General features: G+C 38.3%; 23 protein-coding genes. 14 read left to right on the top strand and 9 right to left on the bottom strand.

The annotated features are described in order from the left end of the window. Positions 1-682 (bottom strand): hypothetical protein (locus J0M15_01880; GenBank protein MBN8535776.1); only part of this gene is annotated, 682 nt, incomplete at its 3' end. A gap of 315 nt (positions 683-997) precedes the next feature. Here J0M15_01880 and J0M15_01885 point away from each other — a divergent pair. Continuing rightward, positions 998-1921, top strand: coding sequence for a hypothetical protein (locus J0M15_01885; GenBank protein MBN8535777.1), 924 nt, complete (start codon positions 998-1000; stop codon positions 1919-1921). After that, positions 1909-2994, top strand: a complete 1086-nt coding sequence (locus J0M15_01890) for a hypothetical protein (GenBank protein MBN8535778.1) — start codon at positions 1909-1911, stop codon at positions 2992-2994. The genes J0M15_01885 and J0M15_01890 overlap by 13 nt, the downstream gene beginning before the upstream one ends. 41 nt (positions 2995-3035) lie before the next feature. On the opposite strand, the gene J0M15_01895 is transcribed toward J0M15_01890, so the two are convergent. From J0M15_01895 to J0M15_01905, 3 genes are read right to left on the bottom strand one after another with little or no spacing between them, the layout of a single operon-like run. Continuing rightward, the gene (locus tag J0M15_01895) at positions 3036-3953 is read right to left on the bottom strand and encodes an alpha/beta hydrolase (GenBank protein MBN8535779.1); all 918 of its coding nucleotides are present in this window, start codon (positions 3951-3953) and stop codon (positions 3036-3038) included. Between the two features lie 28 nt (positions 3954-3981). Continuing rightward, on the bottom strand, positions 3982-5673 hold the full coding sequence (locus J0M15_01900; protein ID MBN8535780.1) for a S8 family serine peptidase: 1692 nt from the start codon (positions 5671-5673) through the stop codon (positions 3982-3984). Positions 5674-5697: 24 nt separating this feature from the next. Next, a complete protein-coding gene (locus J0M15_01905) occupies positions 5698-6168 on the bottom strand; it encodes a hypothetical protein (protein ID MBN8535781.1) in 471 nt (156 codons plus the stop codon). A 553-nt stretch (positions 6169-6721) separates the two neighbouring features. On the opposite strand from J0M15_01905, the gene J0M15_01910 reads away from it, so the two are divergent. The 3 genes from J0M15_01910 to J0M15_01920 all read left to right on the top strand — a co-directional run bounded on the left by J0M15_01910 (position 6722) and on the right by J0M15_01920 (position 8207). Beyond that, a complete protein-coding gene (locus tag J0M15_01910) occupies positions 6722-7477 on the top strand; it encodes a cytochrome b/b6 domain-containing protein (protein MBN8535782.1) in 756 nt (251 codons plus the stop codon). 33 nt (positions 7478-7510) lie between these two features. After that, positions 7511-7690 (top strand): hypothetical protein, encoded by a 180-nt coding sequence (locus J0M15_01915; GenBank protein MBN8535783.1) that lies wholly within the window; start codon positions 7511-7513, stop codon positions 7688-7690. A 148-nt stretch (positions 7691-7838) separates the two neighbouring features. Continuing rightward, a complete protein-coding gene (locus tag J0M15_01920) occupies positions 7839-8207 on the top strand; it encodes a DUF4267 domain-containing protein (GenBank protein ID MBN8535784.1) in 369 nt (122 codons plus the stop codon). Between the two features lie 291 nt (positions 8208-8498). Here J0M15_01920 and J0M15_01925 read toward each other — a convergent pair whose 3' ends face one another. Next, positions 8499-9266 (bottom strand): helix-turn-helix transcriptional regulator, encoded by a 768-nt coding sequence (locus J0M15_01925; protein ID MBN8535785.1) that lies wholly within the window; start codon positions 9264-9266, stop codon positions 8499-8501. Between the two features lie 105 nt (positions 9267-9371). Between J0M15_01925 and J0M15_01930 the strand changes: the two genes are divergently transcribed. The 7 genes from J0M15_01930 (at position 9372) to J0M15_01960 (ending at position 15130) form a co-directional block, all read left to right on the top strand. Further along, a complete protein-coding gene (locus J0M15_01930; protein ID MBN8535786.1) occupies positions 9372-10172 on the top strand; it encodes a hypothetical protein in 801 nt (266 codons plus the stop codon). A gap of 139 nt (positions 10173-10311) precedes the next feature. Further along, positions 10312-10719, top strand: coding sequence for a hypothetical protein (locus J0M15_01935; GenBank protein MBN8535787.1), 408 nt, complete (start codon positions 10312-10314; stop codon positions 10717-10719). A 78-nt stretch (positions 10720-10797) separates the two neighbouring features. Further along, on the top strand, positions 10798-11325 hold the full coding sequence (locus tag J0M15_01940; protein MBN8535788.1) for a sigma-70 family RNA polymerase sigma factor: 528 nt from the start codon (positions 10798-10800) through the stop codon (positions 11323-11325). Continuing rightward, the gene (locus J0M15_01945) at positions 11322-11705 is read left to right on the top strand and encodes a hypothetical protein (protein ID MBN8535789.1); all 384 of its coding nucleotides are present in this window, start codon (positions 11322-11324) and stop codon (positions 11703-11705) included. Before J0M15_01940 ends, J0M15_01945 begins: the two co-directional genes overlap by 4 nt. Positions 11706-11720: 15 nt before the next feature. Continuing rightward, positions 11721-12926 (top strand): S41 family peptidase, encoded by a 1206-nt coding sequence (locus J0M15_01950; protein MBN8535790.1) that lies wholly within the window; start codon positions 11721-11723, stop codon positions 12924-12926. A gap of 59 nt (positions 12927-12985) precedes the next feature. Further along, positions 12986-13891: a hypothetical protein gene (locus tag J0M15_01955; protein ID MBN8535791.1), complete on the top strand. Its 906-nt coding sequence runs from the start codon at positions 12986-12988 to the stop codon at positions 13889-13891. Between the two features lie 897 nt (positions 13892-14788). Next, positions 14789-15130, top strand: a complete 342-nt coding sequence (locus J0M15_01960; GenBank protein ID MBN8535792.1) for a recombinase family protein — start codon at positions 14789-14791, stop codon at positions 15128-15130. A gap of 11 nt (positions 15131-15141) precedes the next feature. Here the strand turns inward: J0M15_01960 and J0M15_01965 are convergent, their stop codons facing one another. Beyond that, entirely contained in the window at positions 15142-15564 is a 423-nt protein-coding gene (locus J0M15_01965) for a helix-turn-helix domain-containing protein (GenBank protein MBN8535793.1), read from the bottom strand. A gap of 75 nt (positions 15565-15639) precedes the next feature. On the opposite strand from J0M15_01965, the gene J0M15_01970 reads away from it, so the two are divergent. Next, the gene (locus J0M15_01970) at positions 15640-16194 is read left to right on the top strand and encodes a DUF4065 domain-containing protein (protein ID MBN8535794.1); all 555 of its coding nucleotides are present in this window, start codon (positions 15640-15642) and stop codon (positions 16192-16194) included. After that, positions 16184-18112, top strand: a complete 1929-nt coding sequence (locus J0M15_01975) for a hypothetical protein (GenBank protein MBN8535795.1) — start codon at positions 16184-16186, stop codon at positions 18110-18112. The genes J0M15_01970 and J0M15_01975 overlap by 11 nt, the downstream gene beginning before the upstream one ends. Here J0M15_01975 and J0M15_01980 read toward each other — a convergent pair. The 3 genes from J0M15_01980 to J0M15_01990 form a co-directional block, all read right to left on the bottom strand. Beyond that, positions 18109-18336, bottom strand: a complete 228-nt coding sequence (locus tag J0M15_01980; GenBank protein ID MBN8535796.1) for a hypothetical protein — start codon at positions 18334-18336, stop codon at positions 18109-18111. The genes J0M15_01975 and J0M15_01980 overlap by 4 nt on opposite strands. A 72-nt stretch (positions 18337-18408) precedes the next feature. Then, positions 18409-19548, bottom strand: coding sequence for a hypothetical protein (locus J0M15_01985; GenBank protein ID MBN8535797.1), 1140 nt, complete (start codon positions 19546-19548; stop codon positions 18409-18411). A gap of 279 nt (positions 19549-19827) precedes the next feature. Further along, positions 19828-20142: a hypothetical protein gene (locus J0M15_01990; protein MBN8535798.1), complete on the bottom strand. Its 315-nt coding sequence runs from the start codon at positions 20140-20142 to the stop codon at positions 19828-19830. Positions 20143-20146: the final 4 nt, after the last annotated feature.

The raw sequence follows: 20146 nt of genomic DNA on the forward strand, positions 1-20146 counted from the left end.
CGCTGGAAGGATTTCCCGCAACAATCGGAAGCGCAGCACTGCCATTACTGGTTGTCTGCACATAATTCGCAGCCGGAGTCGCAAGCAGAGTATTTAGATTTGTTAATTGAGTTGGATTCAGCGCCGGAGCTGTCGCCGGATTGCCACTGCCATCCACCGCGCGCAGAATATGACTCACTTCAAATTTATCTACTTTTTGTGCTTCAAGCGCGTACATAGCTTGCGGTACATAATTTAAATTCATAAGTGGCATCGCCTCATAGGCAGCCATAGTTTCATCTTTAAAATACACTACCAGTTTACGTCCATCGGCTGAGTTAGGTGTGTAAGTGGTGCCTGCGGCACAGCGAGTGGTATCCAAGGTCATCGTTTCACGATTAGCAAAAATGCGGTCTACTTGGTAAGTTGCCGTATCTAATCTTGTACCAGTGCCATCATTTAGAGTGAGTGCAAAAACGCCAGAAGAGCCAGCCATATTTAAAGTTTGAACTTCCTCATACAGCAAACAGTTTTCTGAACCAGGAGAGCGAACTTGTAACCGAAACTGAACTGATGATCCTTCAAGTGGATTTCCATCAGGTTTAAAGATGCGCCCTTGGTAGGACACGCCAGGGTTGTTAGCAAAACTGGTCATCAATGAAAATTGAAACAGTAAAAAAACAAATAACCGTAAACTTTTCATAGTAATGTTATAGATCGGTGGAACTTGCCAAAGCTTTAGCTAAGTATTACATTTGTCTCATATTTTGACGAAATTATTAACACATTCCAAAATTGAGATTTTGCATTGAGAAAATTATCTCAATCTAGGAATTTTCAGATAATTCCCTGAGCTCTTAAATAAGCATGCTGCCTTGAAGTTGGAACGTCAAACGTATTAACCAGGGGCCATTAAACCAAGTAAAATATATAGAGCTAAAACCAGTCAGGTTTGATATTTTTTCAATTCACCATGAATCATATGGAATGATATTTTTTTTAGTTTAAAATGGCGGTGATGCGAAACTTTGTAAAAGTTATTTTCTTATTAATGATTTATGTTGCTTTTATTTTTCCTACTGGATCCTGTTCTTCAAAAGACAATTTAAAATCTAAAGGTCCTTCAGCCATAGAGCAAGCAAAGGTAAAAATTCATAACGAAAAGTACGCTGAAGCCGAATCCATACTTATTGATTTCCTAATGCTCCACCCAGGTCATTCCCGGGCTAAAGTTATTCTTGCATCGGTTTATATTCATAGAGCTGGAATTCGTATAGAAGATTATCTTAACTTAGAAGAAGTTATTAACTCAAAACCTTCTGAGACGGATGTCTATTTAGAAAAATCTTATCTAGAACTTTTTTCTCATAGTACTGATAATGAAATGAAAGACCTTGGTGAATATCTTAAGCGATTTAATAGCCTTGTCTTACAAATTCATGCCTGGAAAGACAAGCTAGAAAAACTTCCTAAGTTATCTGATACCCAAGCACAAGATTTAGAAAGTGCGATATCTATTCTTTCATCACTGTCAATGAAGCCAAGTAACAAAACAAGTAGACTCGATGAGATGGAAAACCATGACGAAATAGTAACCAACGGCATGATCCTTTATCGAGCTGCCCTTAAAATTTATTTTTTCAAATACCTTTGGGAAAAGGGAAATTTTTTACCCGTAAAAGAAAAAATGATTTGTAGAAGTACCCTATTAAATTTGAAAGAAAAAATGACGTATTTAGAAAAATATATCCAAGATGTATTTACTGATTTCGCTGTCGGTCTGCCCAGATCTAGTGAAAAGACCCTAGAACAAAGTAAAACTTTTTCTGAAAAAACTGATCAGTTTCTTTTGTGGATGCAAAATATAGATCCTCAGACGCAGTCATTATCTGAGCTTTTAGAAAATCTCCCCAAAGTCGAAGGTTTTGAATGCAACTTTTAGCCTGGGCACTGTTCTTTTTACATTTATGTTGGCAACTTTCATCCGTCGCGGCGTCAATTGGAGCCGTACAAACTAACTGGCAGCAACAGGATAATTTTCTATCCCATCGTTCTTTAGGGGCTGCCTGTAACGCCATTAGAAACATTCGCATCGATCCCCCTTGCAACCCTGCTTTCCTGGGGCTGGACTCTGAAGGTGTACCTGAAGAACGTGAAGGTCTTTTATCGGCCCAATTACTGCTCGGAGATACCTATAAATATTTTTATAAAAATCGAGACCTTTTTAATGAATCTGATAAACGAGCTCTCATTGAAGAACTTTTTTCGCATCGAGGGAGTGTGGGTCTTGATAGCAGCATTCAATTATGGTGGAAGGAAAATCCCTTTGTCATTGGAATAGAACCTCTACGATTACATTCCTATTCTGAAGTTATCAATTCGGCTTATCCAGATATTTTTATGGAAGGAATTTATCAGCAAAGTTTATTTTTTCTCTACGGCACCAGCTTTAAAAGCTCATCTTTAAATAAGAATCCACTTTTAGGAATAAAAGTAAGTTTATTAGAACGACAGATTATTTCTGAACATTTTTATTTGTTTGATGCTCTTAATAATTTAGATGATTACTTTCAAGTAAAAAAACAAAAAGCCATCATGATCGAACCGGGATTTTCTTGGGATTTAAGTGGTGAAAATAGTGAATGGAATCCTTTGTTGAGCCTTAAATTCTCCCAAATTGGTTTCGTCGATCAAAAAATTGATTCCTTACCGATGAAAACTTATGCTGATTTTGGATTGTCCATCGCACCCTCCTTATTCTCTAAAAATTTTGAAACAGCAATTAACTATAGAACGAACTCAGATAAAGAACTATTGCAAAACCTGAGTCTGGCCTTTTCACTTTCCCTATCTTGGATTCAGATATATCTTGATCTTGAAAAAGACACGCCTTCACTGGGGCTATCGACAAGATGGCGCAACTGGAGCTCTGGCATTATCTTTCAACAACAAAAAACTTTGCTCGAAGGATCTGCAAGAGATATTACTTTTTTAGAATTCAGAATTTTAATATAAATTCATATCTATCAAATCATCTAAAATCAAATAATCTAATATCAAGGTTTTTGAATAAACTCTTGAACAGCAGTTAACATGGAAGCGATAATGTCCAGAGTATCTACATTGATATGCTTTGCCTCCAAATGAACGATCCTTTTTGGCTCGGGCAATAATCTTTCTAAGGCTTTACCTGATTCTGGAGGAAACACGGTATCCTGAAGGCCTCGAACAACCATAAATTCTCCCTTCAAGTAAGGAAGATGAATTTTCGGTGCGATGAGTTCGGTTGAAAACTCAATGGCTTGATGAAAAGGCTCTTTTAATAACACGGGAATACGGTCCCCAAACTCTTTCTCAAATACAGAGTTCACTTCGGCACCACCAAAGGCAAAAATAGTTTTGGTGGGAACAAATTTTTGCGATTCAGCAACTCGCAAACTTATTGGTAAAAAAAGACTTCCAAGACTAACCCCTAAATTATATATTTTATTAACTTCAACCCAAGTTTGTGAATTTAGCCATTTCCAAACCCCAACACTTTGTCCAATGGTTTGAAATACAGATTGGGTAAGTTTTTCTGGCGCTGCCAACATTTCCTCAGCGGTTGCCGGGTAGTTATATCCAACAAGAACAATATTTTTTGGATTTCCTATCAAGGCTAAGCTTTGACTTCCAGTTTGGAATCCAGATATCACAAAAAGAACTGGGTATTTTTGCGTAGATTGCCAAAAACCCTTAGGGCCGCTAATTAAAATACGACAGGTACCAGAATAAGGGTGGGTAAAAATAATCTTGTGCACCTCTCGATCTTGTTGGGGGACTATTTGATCACTTATCAAAGATAAGGGAATATGAACATTTAATTCATTTTCCAAGGCCAAAGCCGCTGCATCTGATTTGAATTTATTTAAATCAAAAGCAAATACCGAAGTTTTAATAAAAACGATGAGGACAAATATTTTTATGGTTTTCATATACGTCGAGCTTATTATTTTCATAGGCCTAAAACGATCTAAGAACCGGCATTGAAAATTGGGCCGGCTTGGGCAAGGATTTGGATAAAGATGGTAAAACCTCTGCCGACACGGCTGTCCCTCCTGCGGGAGAGCAAAGACCAGAGTTTATTGGAGTTTGAAAGACTTCAACGACATTCATGGGGATAGCAGCGAATCTTGGATAAACCCGATAACCATTAACTGAACTAACAACCATATCATTGCTCCATTGACGACTTAAGTTTCGATCCAATAAGAGGGGGTCAAAATCAACCATCACTCTTACACCCATTGCCGTTTGAACCAAGACACCCCCCTTTTCAAGGAGCTCTTGAATATTCGGAGATAAGCTTGCATTTGGCTGTAATGGAAATTGATAAAAACAGCCAGGCCCCGTAAAACCAAATCCAAGCATTTGAACTGGGAGTCCACGTCCTGAACCCACGGTCATAGATTTATTTCCTAATTCCGTCCCCCTATCGTTTTTAGAGACACGTTTAAGCAGATCTTCTTTTGTCATCAATGGGTTCAAAGATTTTAAAATTGAAACTCCAGCCGCAACCACAGCCGCAGCGTTCGAGCTACCGCGATATTCTTCTGAACTAGAAATTCGTATGGATGAAGGAGCTATGATTTCTGGTTTTTTCAATATCACTGATGAAGAAGACCTATCCGAATCAGAAGCTCCTACAGTTATAACGCTCATATTATCAGCCGGGTTTAGAAGGGTCTCTTCTTCTGAATGGGATTTTACCGTTACATGATCTCCATCAACAGTGATCCGAAGCCTATCAGATTTTTTAAAATTATGACTGCGGTCTTTTACTCTTATATAATAAAGACCTTTCTTAACTTCGGCAGTCAGAATTTCCCTAGGATACTTAGAATAACCTGGTCGCTCTTCAGCGGGATCTATAGACTGCTTTAAACCGGCTGTTTGAACTATATTTAACAAATCATCTGTTAATACAAGATCCAAATCTTTTTCTGTTCCGGTGCTGACATCATCGCTAAAATCACTCCAGCTCAGTCCGACTCGAAGTGAACACTTGCCATCTTTAGCTTTAATATCACACTTAATTGCTAATGACTTATTCTCATCAGGGAGCCTAACCCAAGATTCCTCATCAGATTCTATAGAGGAATTATAAGTTCTATTGGCAAAGTTTCCTGCCGCATTGATCCAGATAACCCCTTCATTTGTAGCGCGAGAAACTTCTTCATTAAAAAAACCTTTGCCATCCCAATTGCTTCCGTACTCCCAAACTTCTGAATACAAAACGATATCTATTTTCCTTGCAATAATATCAGAAATTGCATTCTTAAAATTAGTGTAGCCGTAAACATTATACAAATGAAGTTCAGGCAACATTTTTTCGTAGGCACCATTATTCGACATCAAAGCTGTTAAAATTTGGGCCATCACTTTTCCGTGTTCATTTTTTGAATCAGGAGGACTCGAAACTAAGCCTTTATGGTATTGAGTCCCTGCTGGCAGAGTACGACCAATTTCTTTTTCATAGTCATAGAAACCTTGATCAAGAACCGCCACAGAAAGCTGACGAATCGGCGGAACAGAGTAAAATGATTCAAAACCCAATTGTTGAATGATGTCCTTAATATTAAGGAAAGGGGATTTTTCGAGAGAGAAAACAGGGACGGCCAGAAACAGTCCCATGATTAAATTAAGTATCCGCACTTTTAAGCCCTCCAAGGCCTTGGCTTATCGCCAATATAAACCGGGGTATCCGTAATAGTAGTAGTTGTAGTAGCCTTGCCCGTAATTATAATAGGGAGTATAGTAGTTTCCATAATAGCAATAAGTTGGAAAATAGTTATAGTAGGTAGGATAGTTGGGATAATAATAAGAAGAACCCCAGTAAAAATACCAGCTTGAAATCCCGCCTTGGGTATCTAGTTCATTTAAAATTTTGTTTGTAGGCAAATTTACAAAATGAGAAGCCTCACTTAATATCAGAGATTTTGCTTCTTCTTTATTTCCCATAATTTTTTTTACGTAAACCATGGCAACAGAATTGTCACGAGTATCGACGCGAAGAACGGTAGTTCCCTCGTCAACCGATTGAACATTCATAACCAAGGCTGGGTTATCTAGTTCATTGGCGAAAGAAATCCCACTTGTTATCATTACAGTCAAAAGTAAAAGCAGATGACTAAAAATAGATTTTTTCATGATTACCATCCTTCGTTTTTAAATTAAATGAATTTATGAGCCTTTCCCCAAAAGGTCAGATACAAGGCGTGATTCCGTCAAAAAATTCGTGGAGGCTTACTTTATGTAAGTTGGAACGAATTTTTTGACGGTCCAACGAAGTAGATGACCTTTTGAGGAAAGGCTCTTTATAGTTTTGCCCTGATATAGATACATGTAGACTAATTAGTCAAGTTCAGATTTGTGAACATTGTGAGTCCCAATAAACCTTATTTTTCAAGAAGTTTTCGTCTTGCTCAAACTTGAAAAATCAAGCAAGCGATAAAGGGATGACTAGTCGTAAAGCTCCAGATCAACACTGCGGAGAGCATTTACAAAGACATCATGGGTCAATGTCCACTCTCAACAAAAATATCATGATGGATTATACTTTCGTAAATTGACCAGAAAGCCTAGAGGATTCTAATTGCTGAATTTTGCTTGATTTAGGCCATATGGTCAATAGACTGAATTGGTCCCAAAATTGATAGTAATGCTGAGAAGAATATAATATCCGTTTCAAATTGGAGTTTTTATGAGACCGCAACTTGTATATGACCTGCCGACTCGATTTTTTCATTGGCTCTTTGCTGGACTTTTTTTAACCAGTTTTATAATTTCTAAAACCGTCGATGATGATTCTCCCTGGTTTAATTTTCATTCACTTGCAGGATTAACCTTGGGGTTTTTAGTACTTCTTAGAATTCTATGGGGTATTTTTGGTACAAAGCATGCCCGATTCACTGGCTTTGCGCTGAACCCGATGGATCTCGTCAACTATTTCAAGGGTATTCTTACGGGTGAGAAAAAACGATGGGCCGGACACAATCCGGCATCCAGCTGGGCTGGCATCACTATGATGGTCTTGGCACTTTGTCTCGCAGTAACTGGCTATCTCATGACTTCTGGACCAAATAAGGAAACCTTCGAAGATATTCATGAATTATTTGCGAACGGATTCATTATTATCGTGGTTCTACATGTTGCTGGAATTGTGCTGCACACCATTCGCCACCAAGAGATGATTGGCCTAAGCATGTTTGATGGTAAGAAAGCGAATGTATCTGGCGATCAAACGATATCTTCGTCGAAATCAGCATTCGGCATTTTGTTAATTGGCCTTGTCGTTGCGTTTGCCCTTTTTCTTTTCAAAAATTACAACAGCCAAACACGATCCCTCCAATTTTTTGGAACGACACTACAGCTTAGTGAGAGTGATGGAGATAAGGGAACTCAAAAACAAGGAATGGACGAGAAGCATGAAGCAGGGGAAAAAGATGGTGACGACTAGTTTTGATTTCTTTTCGATTTCAAGAGGTGGATTTTGAGTCAACTGCGAATAAAAACAAAGAACGGAAAGGGATGTTGGCATGCTGCGACCATTCTGAGAATTTTAAGTCGTTCTATGGATGGTGTCGATGTCATGAAATTTGAAAATGGTAAAATCAAAGAAGTCTTTTTGTTTTCAGCTGATCAAACCGCCAAAGATGCTTTCTGGATTTAAACGATGAAGTCCCAAACTCTTGCAAGTCTTCTCAAGAAATTGAGAGAGGCGGCAAATTTTTTGACTCGCATTCTTTTTATAGACAACAGCGACCCTGTGCAGTTTACTTTAAGAAAAGTGACCCTAAACATTCTATAGGAAATCAGATTTGGATTTAAAAGAAGGCACTTATTATTTTGCGCTTTTTGTCGGAGTTGGAACTCTAATTATTGGCATTTTAGCTGTCTTGCGGCCTGAACCAATGTCAAAAAAATTCGGAATTTCTGTCGATGGGTCAGCTCTACCATACGTTATTAGCACAGGAGTTCGTGATATTTTTATTGGGCTAACTGTACTGATTTTATTTTATAAGAAAGAATGGTTAACACTTGGCCTAATCAATTTATGCATAGGAATTGTTGCAGCATCTGATTTTATAGTAGTTCGAAAAAATGGAGATCAAAAAACTTCAATTGCTCATCTTTTTGGAGCCATCATGGTAACCATTTATGGCGTTTGGTTATTAGGTAATCCGTAAAATAATCAACATCACCTTTAGTCACTTCTGGCCGAGTCGAATTTCTTCAATTGGCGTTTTCTCTGTTTTTTTTGAAATGCATGAAATATCAAAACTGAATCAGTCAGTTCCGCAACGTAAAAAACCTATAAGCCAGATTAAATCAGGACTTCTATATTTATTTGACAACCAAGCACATCTGGCTACCGCCATTGCTAGATCGAACGTATTCAACTTCGGGGTATCAGCGTATTTACACATAGGTAAATAATATCGAAGTGGTACAATTAAGATCCATTTGAGAGGCTACTTCTATTTAGGAGCATCCATAACTCTTGCAAGTAGATCTACTTGATCAACTCCGAGTAGCGCATTAACAACTTTAAGTTGATTGGGTGGAAAAGATTTTTGTTCTATTTGGGATAGATGATGGTATTTTTCTTTTAACTGCTGTACATCGCGAACATATTCTTCATAAGTAGTCTGGTAGAGTAATACCGAATCCAGGAAAAAATAGAACCCTTTGTTGTTTACACCATCATTCTGAATGGTTTTTTCATAAAAGTAGTCAACTGCTCGCCAGTAGAGATTGCGTCCAAACTTTCTGAAAAGAGGCCCATTTTTTCTCCAAGGAGCTGGCCATCTTACCAAGATACGTACAAAACTATTTTTTTGGACTTGAATTAATTTAAGAGACTCCAGCTTTCGCAGGTAATCTTGGACCTTCTTTGGAGACAGATTGAATTGTTTAGAAATATCGGAAATTTCGATCCCTCTTCCTAGATAACGTAAAAGCGTATACATATCAGGATGTTTAACAAAAAACACTTCAAGTTCTTCTGAAAGAGGTTCTGTTTCCTTTTGTTCACGAAAAGAAAGTTGAATGAGCTCTGGAAACGTGATCTTTAAAAAGTCGCATATCTTGCTGAGGCGCTCGACTGAAAGAGAATCTGAAGTGAGTAATCGCCGAACTGTTGGGAGCGAAACGCCAAGCTCGTCAGCGAGCTTTTCATAGTTGGCTCCTTGTTTTTTTAGAAGACCCTTTATTGTGAATTTTATACGTTGTTCGTTACTTATCATGATATTCATCCTGTCTTTAGATATCAATAAATGATATTATCCATATTTTAATATCCAATAATATCGAATTAAGATATTTATGTAAGCACTTTATTGGAGAAAAATATGTTTCGAATTCAAAAGTGTGTCGTTGTGGTCTTAGGGTTAATAGGAAACTTTCATTTAATAGCATGTGCTACTTCTCGTGCAATGGCAGAGGATAATCGAATTCCTGCATCACAGAAATTAGAAGTAACTCCACGACTGTTTATGCAAGCATCACCAGTATTTGATATGTTATGCCAACAAACACCTTTCAAGATTGATCCTGAGATCCAAGAGAAGTATCAGAAAGAGTTGAATGAAAAGCTTGGAACATTTCAGAGCGAATGGGATAAAGCAGCCATTTCTATTGTTCCCGAGTCTGAAAAAGTTGCTGGCATTAAATTTAGCCGAAAAGAATATTCTGTGGCGCTAGCGCTTTGTTCTTGGATTCCGATGGGAGATCCAGTTTTCATTGTAACGCCTGGAGCCTATCTAGGAGCGCCTCGAAAAATGAATGGTTTCGATTTACCATTCAGCATGGATGCCTTTGTAAGCATGACTCATCATGAACTTTTGCATAGTCTTGTTCAGAACTTCATTGATGCTATCGCCAAAGACAATCCAAATGCTTCTTCTCCTCTTTTAGAAAAGTATGGAAGTGCGCCATACAAAGAACATTTCAATGTTTTAGTTCATTTGCATCTAATGGCTATTCAAAAAGCTTCGTATCAACAGCTTAATAACAAAGTACTCTTGGATGCTACGAGCAAGATTTACGCATTCATTGGCGGTGATTATCAACGTGCGTGGGAAATTGTCGACGTCGAAGGCACAGAATCGTTTTTAAAAGAGCTTCAATCGTTTAACTCGAAAAGCAAATAAGACCAACTAAGCCAACTTAAAAGTTGCATAAAGTTGAAATTGAAGTAGAAGTTTTGTAAACCGATACCGACAAAGTCGCTCGGTAATTAAACCGTCAATTTCCCTTGGTAATGACACTTCTACACCAAAGGAGCAAAAAATGAAACCAACAAATTTAATCATAGCAGGACTTTTCTTAATGGGATTGTCAGTGCAGGCTAAGACCATTAGAGCCTCAGCGCTTGGTGCTTCGGTCTGGTCTGAAATTACCAAAGGAAAACTGAGCGACGTTATTATTGAATTTAGACAAGGTGACGAGTTGCCAGTCAGCTTCTCTGCTGAAGGTGATCTTTTTGAAACCACTCAGTCTAGTGTCGGATATGTTGGAATCAAAAAGAATTTCTGGATAAAACTTCAGAACAACAAGATTCTAATGAGTTTAGATAACTTGAGCTTTAAAGAAATTAAAGATGTTATTTCTGGAAGCTTTGAAGCTGGGACTGGCGCCAGTCAAAATGGTGGCTTGGCAAACACCTTGAATTTAGCATTGAAGGCATATTTAAAGTAGACCGACTTTCAGCCAATAAAAGATTTCGTGAACCTTTTGCTGGCTGAATTGTTTAATCCATAAGGGGACATAAAAAAAATGCTCGGCGACAACGATCTTTACATTCAGCTTAAAATTGATAGCAAGAAAGAATCTGCGTTTCGCATTCTTTATGATCGCTACTCGAGTTCACTTTTTCGATTCATTTATAGATTCACTTTGAATCAACAAATCGCTGAAGAGATCCTTCACGATATTTTTATTCAGCTTTTAAACGAAAAATACAATCATAATGATGGTAATTTAAAAAGTTGGCTTTTTACTGTCGCAAAACATAAAAGTTTAAATCATGTAAAAAAAGCGTCTTTTGAAACTTCTGACGATTTGGCAATTGCAAAAGCTTCTTCCGATTCCGACCTAGAAAACTCATTTATTAATCACAGTCTTCTGAAAAACTTGTCTCTTATAGAAAACAATTTACCTTCAGATCTTTGGAAGACTTGGAACTTAAAAAAACAGGGCTTGGACTATCAACAAATTGCTCTGGCTCTTTCGATTCCAGTGGGAACTGTAAAATCCAGGTTCAGCCGTTTAGTAAATCATCTAAAAAAGGAGTTTCATTTATGAACCAAAAAATCAAATCACTTCTTTTGTCATTTCATTTCGGGGCCATTGAAGACAAAGATAGAACTCTTGTCGAGCGAGAACTCCTGACGGATTCAGAAGTACTTGTGGACTATCTAGATCTGAAAAGAAATCTTGAGTCAGCCGAATCAATACCTCAAGCCCCATCTCGGTCGGTTTGGCTAAAATTGCAAATGCAAGTACAAGCTAAGAAGAAAATCATCATTCCTATTTCATTTGGAGCCGCAGTCGCCGCCAGTGTCGTAGCTGCATTCATTTTTTTTCATCAGCCTTCGCAAGAGATTAAAACGCAAAATCAAAGCACCGAAGAAATTTTATTTGATACTAGGACTGAACTTCCTGCCAACTCAAGTGTTCTATAAGAAGGAGGATTTAATATGAACAAATTACTAATTATTTTTGCCTTGGTCTTGTCTTCAACTGGCTTCGCAGCAAACCACCGAGACTCAAAAGACTGGAAAGAAAAACCAGCTGAAAAGTTTTCAGACGCCGAGACAAATTTTAAGGCAACAATGCAAAAACTTATGGAAAAGTATGTCGATAAGTCGCTAACACAGGACGAATTATATAGAGCAGCCGTTGCTGGAATGCTCGCTTCACTTAATCAAGGCGAAGAAGATTGGAATGCCCTTCTTTCCCCTTCGGATATGAAAGAAATGCAGATTGATATGTCTGGGAAAGTAACAGGCATTGGCATTGAAATGAAATTTATCGAAGAGACGGGCTACGGCCAAATTCTGCGACTTATCCCAGGCTCTGTTTCAGAAAAGGCTGGACTAAAAATAGATGATCAAATTCTTAGCGTGGACGGAAAAAAGTTTAAGAATAAAAAATTTCGTGATCTTGTCTATGCGGTGAGAGGCAAGGCTGGTGAATCTGTTGTGCTTAAAGTCCTAAGAGAAGATAAAATAATGTCGTTTAATGTGAAAAGAGAAATCGTTCCTTGGACTCCTGTTGAGCTTGAGAAGGTTAATAGTACAACGGCACTATTAAGCATTCGATTTTTCAATGAAGAGACGCCAAGACTGGTCGAACAAAAAATTAACGAGATCAATGCGGGCAAGTATAAAAAGCTTATTCTTGATCTGCGAGACAACTCGGGCGGGGGATTTGATCAGGCTGTTAAAGTCACTGAGCTATTTTTGCCAGTAGGGTTGGTTGTCGCAAGCACCAAAAATCGAGACGGCAAAGTTGAACAATTCAAATCAACTAGAAGTCTTTTAGACCCAAACGTACAAATTGCAATTCTAACAAATAAAGATACTTTTTGTGGTGCGGAATTATTTACCGCTGCATTAAAAGAAAATTTAAAAGTTAAAATTATCGGCGAAACGACATTTGGTAAATGGAATGCTCAATCGGTTGAAAACTTACCAAACAAGTACGCCATTAAATATACAGTTAAGGAGTTCTTATCACCGCAAGGTAATTCATTTCAGGGAAAAGGAATTAAGCCTGACATTGAAGTTTCCCTTCCGCAAGGCGTTGAGTCGCACGTGCTGAGATTAAAATATGGAATGAAGGATCGCTTAAACTCTGATTCTCAACTAAAAGCAGCCGTCGAGTTAGTGCAGTCGATTTAATTTATGCATCGATACTTCGTTAGTGTTTCAAAAACTTAAAAATCAAGAGGCCCATCAACATGAGAATTTCATTAGTATACTGTTTTCTGTTTTTATTAATCGGTTCAAATTTGTTCGCCCAAAGCCTTATTCCAAATGTTGGAGGATTCATTAGAACGAAGAGTATACAGGATCACGTTTCAGTTGCGCGGATAGAGAACAGCGAGGAAATGTGTTCACCAGCAGTTCTCATTGGTCCTCGTGTATTTTTAACTGCTGCACATTGTACGCCACTTATTGCTTCTAACGGACTAGTGAAAGTTTATGGACCTGGTTTCAATAAGATTATTCGCGTCAAAGCTGTCACTATGTCGCTCATTACAGACGACGACTTCTTTTCTGGTGACGATTGTAGGACGCTTATTCAAAGCTTACCAGATGGTGTAACACTCACAGATCAATATCTGGCCAAATGCTGGTTTAAAGGTGGAGCAGCCGACATAGCCTTACTGGTAGCCGATCAAGATATTCAAAGTCCGATGTTAAGCCTGGGCGGAATCGCCCCACAGAATATGGAAGTCATAAGTAGACTTGCTGAGATTTCTAAGTGCGGTGGTGATCAAGGATTTTTTAATCGGTCGCAGTTCAAAGTTTTTGAACTCAATAACTCACAAGTAGTTTTAGAAAATTTTAATGTGGGTTCAGCTCAGTCCAATCTTTCGAAATGTGGAGGTGGTTCAGGCGGAATCTATTATCGCACTCTTCAAGATGGTTCCATTAACATTGTTGGTATCCACTCGGCATCGATTCAAAATGCTGGGCCCTATACAATTTATGGCAAGAAAATATTTCTATCGACAAATCTTTTCGGTGGAACTAATTTATTTGCAACAGAACCAATGGATTGGCTAATTCATCAAATCGCAAAATTTGGGCTTCAAATTTGTGGAATAAATCTAACCTGCCATCCTGTCAAGTTGAAGTAAATGAGTGAGTTAGAAGGTCGTGAAAGTCGCTTTTTTGAAGAATTGCTTACTTTGTTCAAAAGCTAATTTGGTCAGACGAATTAATTAGAAAATCCCATTATCATTTAATCCCAACAAAAAATACTTAAGGTAAGGAGCTTCGGACTATTCCATTTAGACTAGATTTAAAAATGCCGTGAGATGAAGTGCGCAAGGCTTCAGAGAAAAAATGATGAACTCACGTGTATGGCGGGATTTGTACTTACACCCATTGGTTCAATAATATTCTAAACAACCCAAAGAAACTTGCATGGATGATATCACCATGCTCAGACGTTAAGAATGGGGTAGTGGAGTTGAAACACTGGCTACTTCATAAGATCAGAGAAGTTCTGAGCCTGAGTGTTACAATTAGTGACGGAACTCTGAACCATACCTTGGTTAAGGAAGTTATAAAATGCACGGAAGTTGTTTTTAAATTGAATGAATCGCGGTGACCACGTGGCTAATTGTATTTGAGATAGCGCCTTTACAAGTGTGAAATACTATAAATGGTTAGATGTGCTTGTCGAAGAATTGTCGTAAACATCGTAGGTCGTAACTCTGTAGTTACTCACCCAGGTAACTACGTACAGTAACTACAAAAGTCTGCAAATTGGGTTATTTTCGATGATTTTGAATGATGAAATGAAGTGACTAATTCTCAGAAAAACTTAACATATGTTATTGATTTTGTTTACGATCTCTTGAAACTAAAAAACCACCTGGCGGTGGTTTAACTATCTTTTAAAATTGGCTCAGCACTTAAGAGCCAAAACTACTATTGTTCCGCTACCGGAAACCTTAGTACTTTCAATAGTTAACTGCATACCGCAGTCATTGTCAAAAGGCTTCCTCTGGCAAAAATATGTGCTCGAAATGAACTCAATAAGCCAAATTTCAAGGGAGATTTCTTCCGCCAAGGAGACCGTCAAGCGCCACCTATTGCTTTGGGATATTAAGCTAAGACCCTCTGACAACAAGCAGCGCCTTAATAAGGGACAAGTAGGGTTTGGTGAGAGGAGAATTAAAGCTCATATTGAACAGAATAAACGAGAGCTTGCGGTGGTCGAAAAAATGAAGGCTTTGCGAAGCCAAGGTTATAGCTACTGGAAAATTGCTGAAATCCTCAACTCCATGAAGGTTCCAACCAAATCACGCAAGGCAAAATGGAAGGCGGCTACAGTAATGAAAATTCTTAAGAGAACTGGAGCATTTTAGTCAGCTAATAATCATTCTAGCTCGTATCCTAGCAACTGAAGGCCGAGCTTAAATTTTGGCCCTAGTTGTTTTACCAAATCTTGAAGGACAGAAATTTCCGGTTCTCGGATCTTACCAGCTTCTAGCTTCAATATATGTTTGTGATCCCTGTCCACGAGTCTTGCAAGCTGCCTAACCTTCATGTCGTGTGCTATTCGATGGTGCTTAAGCAAAAATGAAACAGACAAGCTACCCCGCTGGGGTATTTCTAAAATATTAAATACCCAATCGAGACCATTTATTTTGTCTGATGGGCCTCCACTGCCAGCCCCAGCTTCGGAAACTAACTGCTTCATTAGCGCCTCTGGGACCAAGTAATGGGGTCCAGACTGCGCTACTTCTACTTTTTGAAGGTCTTCCAATTTCATAAGTCGCTTATCGGCGGCGGATTGCATCACAATACCCCAATGGTCCTCTTTTATTGGAAATCTAGACCCCAATGGGGTATCATTTGGCTTGGGAGAAGAAATATGGAATTGACACGATCAATTCGAGACGCATTCGGCTGGCCTAAGGACGATAAAAATTGTAAAGAAGAAGTCGAATTCTGTCGAAAAGATATAGAGATGAACGAGAATAATTTGGTCTTACTTTTAGGAAGCCTTGAGAAGGGTAGTTTTTCAGGAGCAGTTAAGCTCGTGAAGGCAATTTTTCTTGCGCAGTCAGAGGCAAAACATAAAGGTCTTACTGGAAATTTTTCGTACAATTTTTATCGTTGGGATTATGGCCCCTTCGATTCAGCGATTTACAAAGACTTGGAATCGCTTCGATCAAAAGGTCTTTTGCAAATCAATCAAGAATATACTCCCTATCTTGAAAAGACTTATGCTCTTACTGAAGCTGGCCAGAAGCAGTTCAAGAAAGTAAAGGCAGAAGTAGATACGACGTTTGGAACAATAGTTTCCAAGTGGGCAAATAAAGTAAATCAGATGAGACGAGATGATGTACTTAAATTTGTCTATGACAAATCAAACGTCAAATCATACGAAATGGGAGATAAGGTGAATCTCCCAGATGTCGATTAGTCCCGAAGAAATCCAAACAATCACACTTGCAATAAAGGTGTTGGCAGGACTCGCTCTTATTGCCGTATCAATTTTCTGCTCTGGTTGGATAGAGAAAAAGTTTAGCTTCGTGTATCGCTCCAACGGTGATGATGCGATTCCAGAGCCTGAGTCATGGAGATATTTCGGAGTTAGAGTTCTAGTCGATTCTGTTTTGGTCTTATTCGGCCTTTTTCTTATTTATAGCGGACATCAAATTCCATGTTCATTTCTTACCACAATAGACAAAGACCTTGTTAGTACGCTTTTCCAGTCGATTGCTGGAATTTTAGCAATCACAGTTTCTGGGCTTTTATTGGTTACGCAGCTTTCGTCAGAAAAATATTCTTCAGTAACAGTCCACCGTTTTCAATCACATGGAACTATTCATTCAATTTTAAGGATTCAAATTATTGCCTTAATTTCGAGTGGATACTCACTTCTTACGATACAAAATGTAAACGATCACACGATCTTTTCCGCAAATATTATGGCGGCCTCATTGCTGTTTGGTGCTCTCAGCATTCTAGCTCTGCCACCGCTTCTCTCAATAACAATACTGCAGCTAAGACCTCGAGGACTCATTAAGTGGTCGGCATTACTAGCTAAAGAGCAAATCAAAACTCTTCCCACATATTCCAGTAAAAAAAATAAGAGCCGTCTTCGATGGGAAATGGTCGTTCTACATGAATGTTTACAAAGTCTAAGATTTATTGGAGTAAGTGCAACGAAAGATCAAGATGATGAAATCGTAGAGCGAGTTCTCGGTGCGTTTCGAGATATTTTGGAGTTCTATTTTTTGACTATCTCTGATTATAGAGGAGGCTCTTCTGTAGAACGTAGTTTCAGAACGCTTTGGGATACGACTTTGGCTGAAAGGTTTGTCTTTAATTACGACCTAACATCAGCTCTGGGAGAATCTGAAAATCAGGATAGCAAGTGGCTATACTGGATTGAGAACAATATTCTCAGAAGTGTTGCTTCAATGTTGGAGGCATCTGTTCAAACAGGGGGCGAATCAAATCAAAAGATTCGACTTTTCTATGAAAGCTGGTCTGACCTGATGAAAAATAGGGGTGCAAATACACAGGTTGAGTATCCACTTATACTGCAAATGGTTTGCTCAGATCTGCTTGTCACCTACAGAAGCTGCCTTACTGACAGTATTGAATCTCAAAGCGAACTTTTAGACTTCTTTCATGGGCGCATCGAAAAAATTCTTTCTATTTGCTTCCCCGAATCGGCTGAAGAAATTCCTCGTGAACGACAGGTTCGTCAGGTGACTAAATTTTTAAAACAAGTGGGTGAACTGGTTATTCGTACACAAGGGGGCCATCCTTTACAAAAATGGCTTTTTATAATTGATCGTCTGCGAAATTCCTTAAAACAGAAGGACTCTGGAAATTTAGTCGGTATTATTATTGAGGAATCATTCGCAAGAAGCTACTTCGATTTATTCCTATTTGCTTTGCTTTCCAAAAAGCATGATTCCGCAAAAATTATTCTCCAATACATTTGTTTCAATGAGCCAATTCAGTTTATTGAACAAGTATTTGCTCAATCTGCAAAAGTGATGAATTCAGCATTTAGTGGCGAAGGAAGAGCTCCTGATAACACCTATGTTCGTTATGACAAATATATGTACTCTGTTTCAAAGACACTATTGTTGATTGTCGTTTATCGAAGATACCTAGAAGATCAATCTTTGGTTGATGATAAATTGAATTGGCAAAAATGTCTGGCTACTTTCAAAACGGTAGATTGTTTCAACGATATTCGATCGAAATCACTTCCACATTTGAAAACTGAAATACTGCATTATTCGAATGACCGCCTTGAGCTTTGTCCAGAAAAATCATTTGATTCTTATATAGACGAGGCTTGGAGTGTTCTTTGTTAGCCTTCTTGCTTTTTCAAAAAGGCTCCCACTGACGCTCTAAGGGTATTATTTTGCAAAACTCCAACGACACTGATCTGATATTTCGGAGCATCATACATTGGAAACAGCACTTTAAATCGCTCAATGAAATGCGACTCAAGCTGTTCTTTTGACCACTCGCTTGGTTTTTCAATTAAAACTTCAACTTCTTGAGTGAAAACAGGATTTGCTTCGACTTTTGACATGAATTACCTCTCAAGTTCAGTTTATGATCTAATTATCCAGATCCTTTAAGTTGAACTTGGAGTCCTGAAGTTCTATGAGACTTTTTCAAATCCCAAGCCGCCGAAGACCTTCAACAAAGTAATTCCGTGCTCTCGACAAATCTCCGCCATCTCCTCATCCACATAATCAGTTACGATCATAAATGATAGATTTTTAGTTGGCCTCAATCCAAAAGATGAATACTTAATTTCCAAATCTGAAAGGTTTTTTCTAGCCCAAGTCGTATAACGAAGAAACTGATCGTATCCAGATTTCTTATCTCGTTTTCTTGTCTTTACTTCAATAATGACAAGATCTTTGGTCTCCTTGTTCATTGCAAGCAAATCGAGTCTACCAAACTTGCCATCACTCCAAATTGCATTAGGTTGTCGATCAATAATTTGAAGATTATCAGCAACTTTATGGATATTTTCTTCAAGCCACATCTCGAGAAACTTTTCTGACGAAAAAAGATAGTCGGCATTGAGTATCTTTTGGTACTGCTCCTTATACTCTTTCAAATTTATGACCTCTTGCTGAAGGTCAATTACTGTCTCTTGAAGCGAGATTACACGATCCATCAGTTGGCTATTGTGCTGACTGGAACAAATATCGTCTTTTTCCAAACTAGTTTTAATTGTGGATTCTGAGCACTTGAAGTCGGCACCATTAGATTGTGATTCTTTGTCTTTAGAGTCACAAATCTTTTTGTTAGATCCCAATACAAATAAATTCGCTGGATCTGGCGAACCTTTCAAAATCACATACCTCAAAGCTGACTGTCCAGGGACCTTTGGAGTTGCTCCTGCCTTGAAAGTTAGCGGTCTAATGTCTTCTAATAGAAAGGCCACAGCTAGTTCGGTGTCACGATAATATGAAGGAATAAGTTCACGATTCCTTGGGTTGCCTATGTAGATGTCTTTTAAAGTAGCGAAATGCCAAAGATTACCATCTTCACAAATAGACTTGGGAACTGCTGTTGCGTAAAGAAAAACATATGTTTTAATTCCGGCAGCAAGTTGCCTTTTCAATGTCTCGGCTTTTTCAGGCCCGATGCTGTTTACACGGCCCCACCATACTGAACTTTTTTGCTCTATTACTTTTAGATGTTCTTGCATGGTTTCAATGGAATTATCTTCACGATTCCAGGCAAAGAATTGATATTTAATAACAAGGTGTAGATCATTGCTCATCAACTATTCATCGGATTTCTGTATGAGAAGTTAACAGGACTTTTGACTTATAGTTCATTGATCAAAATGAAACTTGTCACGTTAACTAAGCTCCTTTGGTATTTGATCTTGCACCCAAGATTATACTGAAAGGTGATTAAAACCGAATCGGTTTCAGGCAATTTGGAAGGTGTGCGTCCAACATAAACTGCAATATTGTTCTTCAACTTCAGTTGATCAGGTGAACCACCTCGTGTGCCATGACATATTCCAAATATTGAAGTGGCTTATGCGTTTAGACTATTGAAACTCTCCACACATTGACCGCACATCTTTAAATCTGACGGTCTTTTTCACTTCGGAAAATGGAAATTCGCATGTTTTTTTATTTACCACGTTAGCTGTTTCGACTGTAAGCTTTTCTACTATGCAACGGCAGACAGATTCAATTTTTTCATTGTTCGTTTTGCCACCAAATGAATCGTAGTATTGCATTCCAGCCATTTTGCAATTCTGAAAAAAGCTAGATTGAATCTCTGATGTCGAACACTTTGCGAAAGCATTTGTCTCACAAAGAAGAAATGTAAGTATAAGTAGAATGTTAATTTTCAGCATTTTA

The sequence above is a fragment of the Deltaproteobacteria bacterium genome (genome assembly GCA_017302835.1).
Classification (GTDB): Bacteria; Bdellovibrionota; Bdellovibrionia; order Bdellovibrionales; family Bdellovibrionaceae; genus UBA2316.